General features: G+C 67.7%; 12 protein-coding genes and 1 pseudogene. 5 read left to right on the forward strand and 8 right to left on the reverse strand.

Annotated elements, in window-relative coordinates; translation table 11 throughout:
• The first annotated feature begins 134 nt into the window (after positions 1-134).
• Positions 135-1,100, forward strand: coding sequence for an AEC family transporter (locus tag ACR3FE_RS26745; RefSeq protein WP_458210901.1), 966 nt, complete (start codon positions 135-137; stop codon positions 1,098-1,100).
• A 33-nt stretch (positions 1,101-1,133) separates the two neighbouring features.
• Here ACR3FE_RS26745 and ACR3FE_RS26750 read toward each other — a convergent pair whose 3' ends face one another.
• Positions 1,134-1,847, reverse strand: coding sequence for an HpcH/HpaI aldolase family protein (locus ACR3FE_RS26750; protein ID WP_458210911.1), 714 nt, complete (start codon positions 1,845-1,847; stop codon positions 1,134-1,136).
• A gap of 59 nt (positions 1,848-1,906) precedes the next feature.
• The gene (locus ACR3FE_RS26755) at positions 1,907-3,343 is read right to left on the reverse strand and encodes a mandelate racemase/muconate lactonizing enzyme family protein (RefSeq protein WP_458210902.1); all 1,437 of its coding nucleotides are present in this window, start codon (positions 3,341-3,343) and stop codon (positions 1,907-1,909) included.
• Between ACR3FE_RS26755 and ACR3FE_RS26760 the strand changes: the two genes are divergently transcribed.
• Positions 3,344-4,510: a mandelate racemase family protein gene (locus tag ACR3FE_RS26760; protein WP_458210903.1), complete on the forward strand. Its 1,167-nt coding sequence runs from the start codon at positions 3,344-3,346 to the stop codon at positions 4,508-4,510.
• A 66-nt stretch (positions 4,511-4,576) separates the two neighbouring features.
• Here ACR3FE_RS26760 and ACR3FE_RS26765 read toward each other — a convergent pair whose 3' ends face one another.
• Positions 4,577-5,737, reverse strand: coding sequence for a mandelate racemase/muconate lactonizing enzyme family protein (locus ACR3FE_RS26765; RefSeq protein ID WP_458210904.1), 1,161 nt, complete (start codon positions 5,735-5,737; stop codon positions 4,577-4,579).
• A 39-nt stretch (positions 5,738-5,776) separates the two neighbouring features.
• On the opposite strand from ACR3FE_RS26765, the pseudogene ACR3FE_RS26770 reads away from it, so the two are divergent.
• A pseudogene (locus ACR3FE_RS26770) lies at positions 5,777-6,221 on the forward strand (enolase-like domain-containing protein); the annotation flags it as partial.
• 115 nt (positions 6,222-6,336) lie between these two features.
• A complete protein-coding gene (locus tag ACR3FE_RS26775) occupies positions 6,337-7,482 on the forward strand; it encodes a mandelate racemase/muconate lactonizing enzyme family protein (RefSeq protein ID WP_458210905.1) in 1,146 nt (381 codons plus the stop codon).
• A gap of 16 nt (positions 7,483-7,498) precedes the next feature.
• Here ACR3FE_RS26775 and ACR3FE_RS26780 read toward each other — a convergent pair whose 3' ends face one another.
• The 3 genes from ACR3FE_RS26780 to ACR3FE_RS26790 all read right to left on the reverse strand — a co-directional run bounded on the left by ACR3FE_RS26780 (position 7,499) and on the right by ACR3FE_RS26790 (position 10,427).
• A complete protein-coding gene (locus tag ACR3FE_RS26780; protein WP_458210906.1) occupies positions 7,499-8,398 on the reverse strand; it encodes a dihydrodipicolinate synthase family protein in 900 nt (299 codons plus the stop codon).
• A 78-nt stretch (positions 8,399-8,476) separates the two neighbouring features.
• Positions 8,477-10,009 carry an amidase gene (locus tag ACR3FE_RS26785; protein WP_458210907.1) on the reverse strand — a complete coding sequence of 511 codons (1,533 nt, stop codon included), beginning with the start codon at positions 10,007-10,009 and terminating at the stop codon, positions 8,477-8,479.
• Positions 10,010-10,175: 166 nt separating this feature from the next.
• On the reverse strand, positions 10,176-10,427 hold the full coding sequence (locus ACR3FE_RS26790) for a MoaD/ThiS family protein (RefSeq protein WP_458210908.1): 252 nt from the start codon (positions 10,425-10,427) through the stop codon (positions 10,176-10,178).
• A gap of 100 nt (positions 10,428-10,527) precedes the next feature.
• Between ACR3FE_RS26790 and ACR3FE_RS26795 the strand changes: the two genes are divergently transcribed.
• A complete protein-coding gene (locus ACR3FE_RS26795; RefSeq protein ID WP_458210909.1) occupies positions 10,528-10,809 on the forward strand; it encodes a ubiquitin-like small modifier protein 1 in 282 nt (93 codons plus the stop codon).
• Between the two features lie 33 nt (positions 10,810-10,842).
• On the opposite strand, the gene ACR3FE_RS26800 is transcribed toward ACR3FE_RS26795, so the two are convergent.
• Positions 10,843-12,513: an aldehyde ferredoxin oxidoreductase family protein gene (locus tag ACR3FE_RS26800; protein WP_458210912.1), complete on the reverse strand. Its 1,671-nt coding sequence runs from the start codon at positions 12,511-12,513 to the stop codon at positions 10,843-10,845.
• A 55-nt stretch (positions 12,514-12,568) separates the two neighbouring features.
• On the reverse strand, positions 12,569-13,071 hold a 503-nt coding region (locus ACR3FE_RS26805), incomplete at its 5' end, for an alpha/beta hydrolase (protein WP_458210910.1).

Genomic DNA, 13,071 nt, shown 5'->3' on the forward strand with positions numbered 1-13,071 from the left:
CAAATCGACCCCGACGCCTTAGCTCTTCGTGCAGGTCTGCACTCGGCTCTAGGTCAGCCACTACCGATGCGCCCGGGCGCGCTCCAATCTTGCGGATCCGTAAAGCTTCTGTCTTCTCGGCGAAACCATCGTTTATGGCTGCTGACTCGCTCGTCTCCGTCTTCGTCTCGGCGATTCTACCGACGCTCTCGCTCGCGGTCGTCGGGTACGTGCTCGGGACGGTGCGGGACGTCGGGGTCGACCAACTCAACACGGTCACCATCTACGTGTTCGTCCCGGCGCTCATCTTCCACAGCCTCGTGACGACACCGCTTGACGGGACGGCCGTGACGAAACTCGTCGTCGGCACGACCGTCTTCCTGTTGGCGATGCTCGCCGTGGCGGAGACCGTTGGTCGCTCTCTCGGCGAGACCGGGTCGGTTCTTGGCGCCCTCGTGCTGACCAGCGCCTTCCCCAACTCCGGAAATCTCGGCATCCCGCTGTCGGAGTTCGCATTCGGCCCCGTCGGTCGCTCGACGGCCGTGCTCTTTCTCACCACTCAGACCGTGGTCATCTACACCGTCGGCGTCTCCGTCGCCGCACGTGGCGAGACGGTCGACACGCTCGGCGCGATCAAGAAGATATTCCGCCTCCCGCTCATCTACGCCGTCGTGACCGCCGTGGTCGTCATCGCGCTCGGCATCGAACCCCGGCCGGAGGGGACCGTCATGCGCACCATCAGAATGACGGGCAACGCCTCCATCCCGATGATGCTCATCCTGCTCGGTATTAAGCTCTCGAACACCGATCACGGCAACGCGCTGTCCCGAATCGGGCCGGGTGCGACGCTCAAACTTACCGTCGCGCCGCTTCTTGGGGTCGGAATCGTCCTGCTGCTCGGGTTCGAGAACGAGACGGTCGCCCGCGTGTTCGTCCTAGAGTGTGCGGCCCCCGCGGCCATCACGCCGCTCCTGCTCACCATCGAGTTCGCCGGCACCACCCGCTCCGACGGCATCTCCGGTCCGGAGTACGCGAGCACGATGATATTCGTGACGACGCTGCTCTCGGTCCCGGTGCTCACGCTCCTCATCGTGGTCCTACGTACGGGAATGCTGGTGTAGCCAGGTCAGGCGTCGCGTCGCCCGATGGCAGGGTCAGTCCCCCATCGCCTGCTCGAACGCGGCCTTCGCGTCGGCGCTCCCGGACGCCACGTACCCCGTGTCCTGGCCGGCGATGATGAACTCGAAACCCTGGTTCGCCCGCAGTTCACTGTCTTCGTGTCGGACGGCGAGCGTTCCGGCCAGCTTCCCCTCGGCCGCGGCGGCGGCGGCGGCGATGCGCTCCATCGCGTCGGTGAGTCGGTCCGACTCCCACTCGCCGAAGACGCCGAGCGACCCCGAGAGGTCCGCGGGCCCGGCGAATATCGTGTCGATTCCGTCGACGGCGGCTATCTCCTCGACCGACTTAAGGCCCGCCTCGGTCTCTATCTGCGCGACGATGATCGTCTCGTCGTTCGCGTTCGCGACGTACTCCTCGAACTCGATGCCGTAGCCGGTGGCGCGTGACCCGGCGATACCCCGGGTCCCCTCCGGTGGGTACGTCGCGCTGTCGACGAGCGATTCGGCCTCCGCCACCGAGTCTATCATCGGTACCATTACGCCCGCGACGCCGGTATCTAGCACGAGCTTGACGGGGACAGGGTCGTCGTCGGGGATGCGGACGAGCGGTTCGGTCGGCCCGTCGACCGCCTCGATGGCGTGGACCATGCTCTGAACGGTCGCGAGCGACGTCGTCGTGTGCTCAAGGTCTATCATCGCGAAGTCGAAGCCGAGCCTGGCGGTGAGTTCGGCGACGGACGGGTGCCCGATGGAGAGTCAGTTGCCGACGACGGGATCGGTGCGGGCGAACCGCTCTTTCAGCGCGGCCATCAGACAACGACCTCCGAGCCCTCGACCAGGTGCTCCGTGGCCACGTCCGGGTTGATCTCGATACCGAGTCCCGGCCCCTCCGGCAGATCGATGTGGCCGTCGGCGAGGACTGGTCCGCTCTCGCCCGTTCGACGCACGAGGTCGTCCCACCACGGCACCTCCCGGGCGTGGTACTCCATCGCGACGAAGTTCGGTATCGCGGCGGCGGCGTGGGCGCCGGCGACCGTCCCGACGGGGCTGGCGACGTTGTGCGCGGCGATGGGCACGCCGTAGAGGTCACAGACGGTCGCGATGCGCACGAACTCCCCCAGGCCACCGCACTTGCAGACGTCGGGAGCGGCGATGTCCATCGCGCCGGCCCTCGCCGCGTCGTTGAACTGCGAGGCCGTCACGAGGTTCTCACCCGTCAGAATGGGAGTCGCTATCTGGTCGGCCACGCGGCGGCTCGCGTCCGTCTTCTCGGGCGGCACGGGGTCCTCCAACCACGCGAGGTCGAACTGGTCGAGTTTCCGCCCAAGGCGACTCGCGGTCTCGACCGTGAAGTTCCAGTGGAGGTCCATCCCGAGGTCGACGTCGTCGCCGACCTCGTCGCGGACGGCCTCGACGAGCGACACCTTGTGTGCGACGGCCTCGTTGTCGAGTCGACGCGCCGCCGTGTCGACGCGCCGGGTGGTCGGCACGTCGAGGTCGAACTTCAGCGCCGTGAACCCCTCGTCGACGACCTCGCGGGCGGCCCGAGCGTACGACTCCGGGGTGTAGACCTCGCGGGGGTTGACCTCGTCCGCCTCGGTCTGTCCGAGGGGTTCGCCGCCGTGGGTGTCACAGTAGAGTCGGACCCTGTCGCGGTATTTTCCGCCGAGGAGTTCGTAGACGGGGACGCCGAGCATCTTCCCCTTGACGTCGAGGCACGCCATCTCGACCCCGTTGAACGCCGCCTGTCCGATGCGCCCGCCCCCCGTGTAGCTCTGGTCGAGGAGCGCCCGGATTCGGTCGGTGTCGAGCGGGTTCTCGCCCACGAGGTCGCCCGCGAGCCCCTCGACGAACTCCATGAGCCCGTCCGGGGCGCGGTAAGTCTCGCCGATGCCGTGGGCGCCAGTGTCGGTCTCTATCTTCACGATGCCCCAGGTGAAGTTGCCTGCGAGTCGCATCGTCCGGACGTCGGTTATCTCGACGTCGCGCTCCGGCGGTCGGTTGGCTTCGGTCATCGAGAGGTCGCGCCACGGCACGCCGCCGCCCTGCGGAATGCGGTATTCAGGGTATTCCTCCTGTGTCATCCCCCGATGTTCGTTATACGGTATCAATAAGCGTTGTGTCTGTGGGCAGATTTCGACGACCGCGTCTCCGCCCCCGTCGCGGTTCCGCGACTGGTCGCCGGTCCCGCCGTCGGAACTGTTCTGTTGGAAACACTCTTGGCCCCCCTCTCCGTGGTATGGCATGTGGCACCGACCATCACGCGGATCGAGAGCACGGAGTTCAGCTACCCGGTCGAAGACGTCGGATACGGCGAGAGCGGCTTCAGCCTCGTCTACGAACCCGGAGGCGAGATCGAGCGGAAACTGTTCGGCCTGAAGATCCACACCGACGAGGGGATCACCGGCGAGTACGTCGGCGGGAACTCGCCCGCGTTCGCTCAGATTCACATGTTCGCCGATCACCTCGTGGGGAAGAACCCGCTTAAGCGCGAGAAGCACTGGAGCGAGGTCAAGCGTGCGCTCCGGAAGTACGACCGGATGGGCATCGGGCCCATCGACATCGCGTTGTGGGACTTCGCCGGCAAGTACTACGACGCCCCCATTCACGAACTGCTAGGCACCTACCGCGAACGCGTCCCCGCGTACGCCTCGACGTACCAGGGCGACCGGAGCGGCGGGCTGGACTCCCCGGAGGCGTACGCCGACTTCGCCGAGGACTGCCTGGAGATGGGGTACCCGGGGTACAAGATTCACGACTGGGGCGGCGAATGGACGGACGTGGAGAAGACCGTCGCAACGGTCCACGCGGTGGGCGAACGCGTCGGCGACGAGATGGACCTCATGATAGACCCCGCCTGCGAGCTGGAGACGTGGGCCGACGCCCTTAAAGTCGGGAGGGCCTGCGACGAGCAGGGGTTCTTCTGGTACGAGGACCCGTTCCGCGACGCGGGCATCAGCCAGCACGCCCACCGGAAACTAGCCCAGAAACTCGACACGCCCATCCTGCAAACTGAACACATCCGTGGACTGGAGTCGCACACCGACTTCGTCGCCAACGATGCAACTGATTTCGTGCGGGCGGACCCCGAGTACGACGCCGGCATCACCGGCGCGATGAAGGTCGCGCACGTCGCCGAGGGCTTCGGCATCGACGTCGAATTCCACGCGCCCGGACCGGCCCAGCGTCACTGTATCGCCGCCACCCGGAACGCCAACTACTACGAGATGGCCCTCGTCGGCCCGAAGTGCCAGAACACCACGCCACCCGTCTACCTCGGCGACTACGCCGACCAACTGGACTCCATCGACCCGGACGGGACGGTTCCCGTGCCGGCCGGCCCGGGACTGGGCGTCGAGTACGACTGGGACTACATCCAGGAGAACCGTCTAGGCGGCCGCGTCTACGAGTAGCAAGACCGAGCGCCCCCGGCCGGGGTGGGAGTCCTCAATCGCACCTCGTCGGGGGACCTGCGCAGATTAGAAGACGTACTCGGGACCGGACTGGTACTCGAAGCGTTCCCGGACGTCGTCGCGGAGCGTGAACCCGAGACCGGGCCGGTCGGACGCGTGGACCCGGCCGTCGCGGATGTCGAACTCCTCCTCGAATAACTCGAACAGCATCGGCATGTGCGCCATACTCACCTCGAGGATGTGGCTGTTGGCTATCGCCATCGCGGCGTGGATGCTTGCCGCGAAGAGGACGCCGCTCCCCCAGGCGTGCGGTGCGACCCGCAGCCCCCGGGCGGAGGCCATCGCGGCGATACGCATGGTCTCGGTGATGCCGCCGGCGCGCGCCAGGTCGGGCTGGGCGACGTCCAGCGCGTCGTGGTCGAACAGCGACTGGAAGTCGAAGCGGGTGAACTCGCGCTCGCCGGTCGCAATGGGTATCTCGGTCGCCTCGCGCACCCGCGCCAACCCGGCATGGTCGTCGGGCGAGACGGGTTCCTCGAACCACGAGAGGTCGAACTCCTCGAGGCGGCGGGCGAGTCGAATCGCGGTCGAGACGTCGAGCGAGCCGTGAGCGTCGACCATGAGGTCGGCGTCGCCGACGCCGCGGCGGGCTGCCTCGACCCGCGTTACGGTGTTCTCGATGGCGAACCCGTCCCCGCCGACCACCCGCATCTTCGCGGCGTCGAACCCCTGCTCGACGTAGCCGCGGAGTTCGGTCTCTGCTTCCTCGCCCGGCGCCCAGCCGCCGCTGGCGTAGGCCTGAATCGAATCCCGGACGGCGCCGAGGAGCTTGTAGACCGGCTGGTCGAGCATCTTCCCCTTAAGATCCCAGAGCGCGATGTCGACCCCCGAGATGGCCTCGAGGGTGACGCCGCGCCGATCCTCGCGGGGCTGAGAGTAGCCGCGTTCGAGCGAGGGCTTCCACCGCGAGCCGGCATACATCTTCTCCCAGAGCCGGCCGGTGTAGAGGGGGTCCTCGCCGACCAGCAGCGGTGCGAGCTCGTTTTCGATGACCGCCTTCACGACAGGGGGATTACCGAGCGAGGCGCCGATTCCGGTGTGGTCGTCGGCCTCGATGAACACGAGTGCCGCGTCGCTTTTCACCTTGGTGCCGAGGTCGGTTCGATGCTGCTTCTTCTCCGGAACGGGGTCCGAGAGCGGGACGACTCTGACGTCCGTTATCTCCATCATCCGACCATCGTGCTACGGTACCAAATGGCTAACGGAGAGATGGACCTGATCCACGACCCTGTCTACGAGTGCGAGACGGGGGGCGACGCGCTGACGGTCGGGAAGGCCTGCGACGAACAGAGGTACCTCTGGTACGCCAGGCCCTCCCGCGACGGCGGGACGTCGATGCACGCCCACCGCAAACTCACCGAACAGCTAGAGACGCCGCCCCTGGGGAGTTGGTCCGCGGACCGGAACTCCCCACCGACCCGATGACCCGAGACACGACGGACCTCGTGCGGGCGGACCCGGAGTACGACGCCAGCATCACCGGCGCAATGAAGATAGTCCGCGTCGCCGAGAGCTTGAACTCGACGACAGGTTCCACCTCGCCGGGCCGGCCCAGCGCTATTGCATGGCCGCGACGCGCAACTCGAACGACTACGAACTCGGACTGGTCCATCCGAGTTGCGGAACGCCGCACGCCGAGGCGCCGGTCTACAGGCTGAGCAGGGCGAGTGCCTCGGGGCGTGACCCCGAGGTACTTCACGGGTAGTGCGGCCACGAAACTCTCCCGACGCACGAGGTTTTAGATAGTGGGAACACGTGGCACGGCCATGGAAATCACGGACGTGGTAGTACACACGCTCTCGCTGTCGGACGTCGCGGCGGCGAAGGCCGACGGGTCCCAGGACGCGGCCGTCATCGAGGTGGAGACCGACGAGGGGATTACGGGTATCGGAGAGGCCGACTCCTCGCCAGCGGTGGTCGACGCAGTCGTGAACGCGCCGGCGTCCCACGACAAGGCGTCCGGATTGCGGGAGGTCGTCGTCGACCGCGACCCCTTCGACGCGGAGGTACTGTGGAATGAGATGTACGACCGGACCTACTACTACGGCCGGAAGGGCGCGGCCCTCACGGCGATGAGCGGCATCGATACGGCGCTCTGGGACGTCATGGGGAAGACACTCGACAGACCGGTGTACCAGCTCCTCGGCGGCAAGCACCGCGACTCGGTCCGGGCGTATGCCAGCACACTCTTCCCCGAGAACCCCGCGGACACCGCCGCGGTCCGACGGAAGGCCGAGCGGGCGCTCGACGAGGGATTCACGGCCGTCAAGTACGGCTGGGGCGGCTTCGGGCGTGATCGAGCGCGCGACCGCGATCTGGTCAGCGCGGCCCGCGAGGCGCTAGGGCCGGACGTCGACCTCATGGTGGACGCGGGCATGACCTGGCGTGACGACGTGAAGGGCGCGGTCAAGGCTGTGAACGAACTCGACGAAGCGAACGACCTGTTCTGGGTCGAGGAGCCGGTCTACGCCGACAATCTCGACGGCTACGCGCGCATCGGCGACGCCTGTCGAACCCGCGTCGTCGGCGGCGAGGAGGAGTACGCGAGCTACGGCTTCGGCGAGTTTCTCCGCCGGGCACGTCCCGATGGCGTCCAACCGGACGTCGCCCGGTCGGGCGGCCTCACTCACCTCTCGAAGATCGGGACGCTCGCGGCCGAACGTGGTGTCCCGGTCTATCCCCACGGGTACAGCACCGAACTCGTCGTCGCGGCCAACCTGCAGTTCGTCGCGGCCACCCGGAACGCGCCGCTGTTGGAGTACTGCGTCGAGGACTCGCCGCTCCGCTGGGAACTGGTCGAGGAGTCGTTCCCGGTCGAGGACGGCCGCGTGCGGATACCCGACCGCCCCGGCCTCGGCGTGACGCTCGACCGCGACGCCGTCGAGCGCTACCGGTCAGACCCCCTCGATTGAGCGGCCGGTCGAAGCGTCATTCGGCGACGAGCACGCGGTCGACCGCCTCCGCGATCTCCGCCTCGGCCTCCTCGTCGAGTTCGACGAGCGGTGGTCGAACCGACGCGGTCTCCAGCCAGCCGCGCGACGCAACTGCCGCCTTGGTCGCGGGCGCGAAGCCGTGGGTCACGCACTGCTGGAAGAGCGGCGCGATGCGTTCAGCGCCGATCTCCCGTGCCTGTTCGAGGTCACCCGCGACCACCGCGTCGTGCGCCGCGACGAACGTCTCCGGAATGGCGTTCGAGAGCGCGTTGATGCCGCCCGTGGCGCCCATGAGCGTTGCGGGGACGAGGTGGCTGTCGAACCCCTGGAACAGGTCGAAGCCCTCGGGTGCACGCGATAGCACGTCGAGGACGTAGTTGAAGTCGCCGCTCGAGTCCTTCAGTCCACGGATGTTCTCGTGGTACCCGACGTGCTCGACGGTGGCTGGCGCTATCTCCTGTCCGGTGCACGAGGGGATGTTGTAGAGGTAGACCGGCAGCGCCGCGTCGTCGGCGACGGCCGTGAGGAACGCCTCGTTACCTGCCGGGTCGTTCGCGCCGTGGAAGTACGGGAGCACGACGAGCGCGGCGTCGGCGCCCGCGTCCGCCGCCGTCTCGATGCGGTCGAGCGTCCCCGGAACGGTGGTGTCGGCGGTGCCCGCCATCACTGGTACGTCGGCGGCGTCGATAGTCGTCCGTAGCACGGTCCGGTACTCCTCGTCGGTCAGGCTGGCGAACTCGCCGGTCGTCCCCGCCGGGACGAGGCCGTCCATGCCGGCGTCCTCCAGTCGCTCGACCAGCGCCGCGAGCGCGGACTCGTCCACGCCACCGTCAGAGAAGGGGGTGACGAGGGGGCACAGCACACCCTCGAACTCGGCTGCTTCGTGTCTCGACATAGGGAAGCAGACCCGTGCCAGCGAATTAATTCTTGCCGGTGGTCCCCATTCTTGCCAGCGACCGCACGGCGCGTCGGGTCAGCCGTCGACGAACCGTTCGAATGTGTGGCCGACCTGCAGCGCGCGCCGGTCCTCCCCGCGCCCCGTGATGAACTGGATGCCAACGGGCAGCCCGTTAGCGGTCCCGGCCGGGACCGAGATGGCTGGGACGCCGGCGAGGTCTGCGGGCCGTGTGTTGACCGCGAGCGGGACGGAGAGCGCGTTCTCGTCGTCGTAGCTGTGCGGCGTCCACGCCCCGACTTCGGGTGCGATCACCGGCATCGTCGGCGAGACGAGTGCGTCCACGCCGTCAAGAGCCCGGTCGAACTCCGTCCGGATGCGGTCGCAGGCCGTCCGGGCCCGAACGTACTGGCGGCCGCCGTACCGGTCGAGGAGGTGGGCGCCGAGAATCACCTTCGTCTTGACGACATCGCCGAACAGGTGTCCGTTGCCCCGGACGGCCGCGGCCGCTGCGTCGCACCACTGCAGGTCGAAGGGACCGCGTCGCTCGATGGGCGCGAGCGCCCGGTCGAACGCAGCGGCCAGTTCCGCGTTCGTGATGGCGTTCCAGACGGGGACCGCGTCAGCGAGCGTCGGAATCGAGACGGTCGTGACGTCCGCGCCCGCCGACGTTAGCGCGTCGAGGCGCGCCTCGAAGACATCGCGGACGCCGTCCGAGACGTGGTCCGCCACCAGTTCCTCCGGCACGCCGAGCGAGAGATTGCCGACGGCGGGTACGTCGGATAGCGCTGCCGCCGTCCGGCCGCTGTCGATGCTCTGGGCGACGGCGGAGCTCGGGTCCCGCGGGTCAGAACCGGCGATGACGTCGAAAATGCGCGCCGCGGTCTCGACGTCGCGGGCCAGCGGTCCGACGTGGTCGAGCGTGTACGCGAGGTCGACGAACCCGGTGCGGGGGACGACCCCCCACGTCGGTTTGAAGCCGACCACTCCACAGAAGGAGGCAGGGATGCGGACGCTCCCGCCGGTGTCGGACCCGAGCGCCGCGTTGACCTCGCCCGCGGCCACGATCGCCGCGCTCCCAGACGAGGAACCGCCGGCGACGCGATCCACGTCGTTCGGATTCGTGACCGGGCCGAAACAGCTCGTCTCACTTGTCGGCCCGTAGGCCATCTCGTCCATATTCGTCTTCCCGGTCAGGGTCGCGCCGGCGTCGAGCAGTCTGTCGACGACCGCGGCGTTCTCGGCCGGAATCGCGGCCGCCAGCGCCTGCGACCCGCAGGTCATCGGGACGCCCGCGACGGCCAGGTTGTCCTTGACCGCCACGCGGAGGTCCGCGAGGTCGTCGCCCGCATCCGGGGACACCGCCTCGAACGCCGTCACGTAGGCGTTGTGCGGGTCCCGGTCGGATCCGGGGTCGCGGACGACGTCCGAGAGTTCGAACGCCGTCGCCGTTCGGGTCGTCGAGACGTGGTCGAGTACGTCGTACCCCGACAGTTCCTCGTAGACAGCGTCGGCGTACGCCGCCTGCTCCGCCTCGGGGACCGCGAGTCCCAGTCGCTCGCCGAACTCGGCGAGCCGTCGCTCGGACGGCCGCGGGAACGGGACGGTCATGCCGCCCTCCATTCACGGTAGTCGATCCCGGCCGGAATCGAGTTGTGTGCTACCATGCGTCTCTCCACACGTCACGGGGTCAAAAACGTAGCGTGTGAACGCATGACGGCGCCGCGGACGACCGCCGGCGGATCCGGACCCGATGTCGTCACACCGACCCTCGCGTTCAGTCCTCGACCTTTGGCGGGTTGGAGACGCTGGGCGCGTCGCCGTTGGCCACGGAGCCGGCCTCCTCGACGTGCGCGCCGTCACGCATCACGACCAGTTCGCTCCCGCGCCGGCGCTCGAACTCGGGGTGGGCGTCCGCGAGCGTGTCGAGCGCATCCCCGACCGTGGCGCCGTCCGCGACGACGACCGCGACCGCTTTCCGCCCAGTCGCCGCCTGCGCAGCGCCGTAGCACTTGATAGTCACCTGCACGCGTCCCTGTTCCGGCCGCTGCGGGATAGGCGTTTTCCGCGGGGGCGCGGGGAGTGACTTCCGTCGGGAGATACAAGGCGAGCGCCCGCCAAGCCAAGGTATGGAAGTCGAGGTGCACCTCTTCGGCCCCTACCGCGAGGCCATGGGCGAGAAGACCGTCCGCCGCGAACTGCCGGACGAGTCGACGGTCGCGGACCTCTTTCGCGACCTGGCGGCCGATACCCCGGACCTCTCCGGGCGGGTCCTCACCGACGGGGACGATATCTCGAACTCAGTGACGGTGACGAAGAACGGCAAGCACGTATCGCTGTTCGACGGCGCGGAGACGGAGTTGTCGGACGGGGACGTGATACGAGCGGCACCCCCGGTCCACGGCGGCTGACAGGCCGCGCGAAGCGGGCCGAGTGCTCCCGGGTCAGTCCGCCTGCGCGTACTCGGCGACCGTCTCGTCCGGGACGGTGCCGTCGTCGTTCCACCCACGGAGCTCGTAGTACTCGTCCAGCGCGGCCTCGATGCCGGGCAAGTCGTAGGGGAGCGTGTCGTCCTCGCGGTTCTTCCCGCGCTTGTTGTTGAAGTGGCGCTCCAGTTCGACCACGCGGCTTCCAACGGCGAGCAAGTCCTCGTAGTCGCAACCGAACAGTATCTCGTGTTGCTCCTCGTTGATGAGGCCCGTCCCGCCGGCGAACGCGCAGACAATGCCGCTGTCGCGGAATGCGGCGTGGTCCTCGCGTCGGCGGACGATCTCCGGCTTGCCGTCGAGGCCCTCGGGGTCGACCTCACCGGAGTACTCCACGCGCAGCGTCGTCGAGTACATGTGGTCGCCGCCGCGGTTGGCCACCGCGTAGGAGAGCCCCTGGCCGTGAAGGACGCGGCCATCGTGCGCGGCGAACTCCATGTTCTTGACCGTGTAGTCGCGCACGCCCAGATCGTCGGCGAAGCGCGCGATGCCCTCGGCCAGCGTGTCGCCGACCCCCTCGCGGTGGGCTATCTTCTCAACCAGTTCGTGGATCAGTTCCGCGTTCCCGAACTCGTCGTTCGCAGCGAGGTAGGCGGCGACCGCGTTGCCCGCGCTGATGGTGTCCAGCCCGTAAATGTCGCAGAGTTCGTTCGACTTCATCACGTCCACGACGTCGTCGACCTCGCAGTTCGAGCCGAACGAGAACACCGTCTCGAACTCCGGACCCTCGGTCTCGACCCCGCGCTCCTCGTCGCGGGTGGGGAGCTTGCAGGCGAACGCGCAGGCCGAGCAGGCCGCCTTCTTGTACTTCTTCTCCTCGACTGCGTCGCCGCCGATCTTGTCGGCGTGCTCGAAGTGGTACTCCTCGAAGTACCGCGTGGGAAGCGAGAAGTTGTCGTTGATGAACTCCGTGCCCTGGGTCGTGCCCTGCCGGCGCATCATGTCGTCGGAGGTGGCGGCGTTGCGGTGGATCTCCGACTGGGCGTCCTCGTCCAACTCGATGTCGGGCGGCGAGTCGCCCTCGAAGGTCACGCACTTGACGTTCTTCGACCCGAGGACCGCGCCGAGACCGCCGCGACCGAACGCGCGACTGTCGTAGGTCATCACGCAGGCGTACCGGACGAGGTTCTCGCCCGCGGGACCGACTGTGATGAGGTTGTCGGCGCCGAGGTCATGGCGTTCGTTCATGTACTCCGTGACCTCGGGGACCTCCGCGCCCTCGAGGTCCGGTACTTCCTCGAACTCGATGCCCTCGTCCGAGACGTGTATTGCGAGCAGTTCGTCGCTCTCGCCGGTTATTTCGACGACGCTGTAGCCCGTGTCGGCGAAGTTCCGCGAGAGGTAACCGCCGGCGTTCGTCGAGAGGAGGCCGTCGGTGAGCGGTGAGAGGCTAGTCATGTTCATCCGGCCGGTGAAGCTCATACGGGACATCTGGAGTGGGCCCGTCGACAGGTAGGCACGGTTCTCCGGGCTAAGAGGGGTCGCGTCGAACGGGATGCGGTCGTGAGCAAGCTTCGTCGCGACGCCGCGGCCGCCGATGAACGCCGCCAGTTCGTCCCCAATGTCGGTCTCAGTCGTCTCCCGCGCACTCACATTGATGGTGAGAAGCGGGCCTTCTGCGTGTAGCATACGAGTATGAATGTTTAGCAATCCAAATAAAAATACGGATTGTATACGTTCGCTCTCATGACACACCGAACGCGTCCCGGAGCGCGGACGCGGCCTCCGCCCGGGCCTCCTCCGCCCTATCCAGTTCGGGAAACGCGACGAAGGCGTGGAAGACGTCGTCGTACTCCGAGTACGAGACGGGAACGTCCGCGTCGGCCAACCGGTCGGCGTAGGCGCGTCCGTCGTCGCGAAGCGGGTCGACACCGGCGGTTATCACCGTCGCCGGGGCCGTTCCCGAGAGATCACGTGCCGCCAACGGTGAGGCGTAGGGATGGCGGCCGTCTATCGCCCGGTCGAGATACTGGTCCCAGTACCATTCCATGGCCGCCCGCGAGAGCACGGGGTCGTCGAAATGTTCGAGGTAGGAGTCGGTGTCGAACGCGTGGTCAGTCACGGGGTAGAACAGCACCTGGTGAACCGGTTCGGGACCGGCGCCGTCGCGGGCCATCAGCGCGGTCACTGCGGCCAGGTTCCCGCCCGCGCTGTCGCCCGCGACCGCGATACGGCCGGGGTCGCCGC

It is taken from the genome of Haladaptatus rarus, from assembly GCF_054177585.1.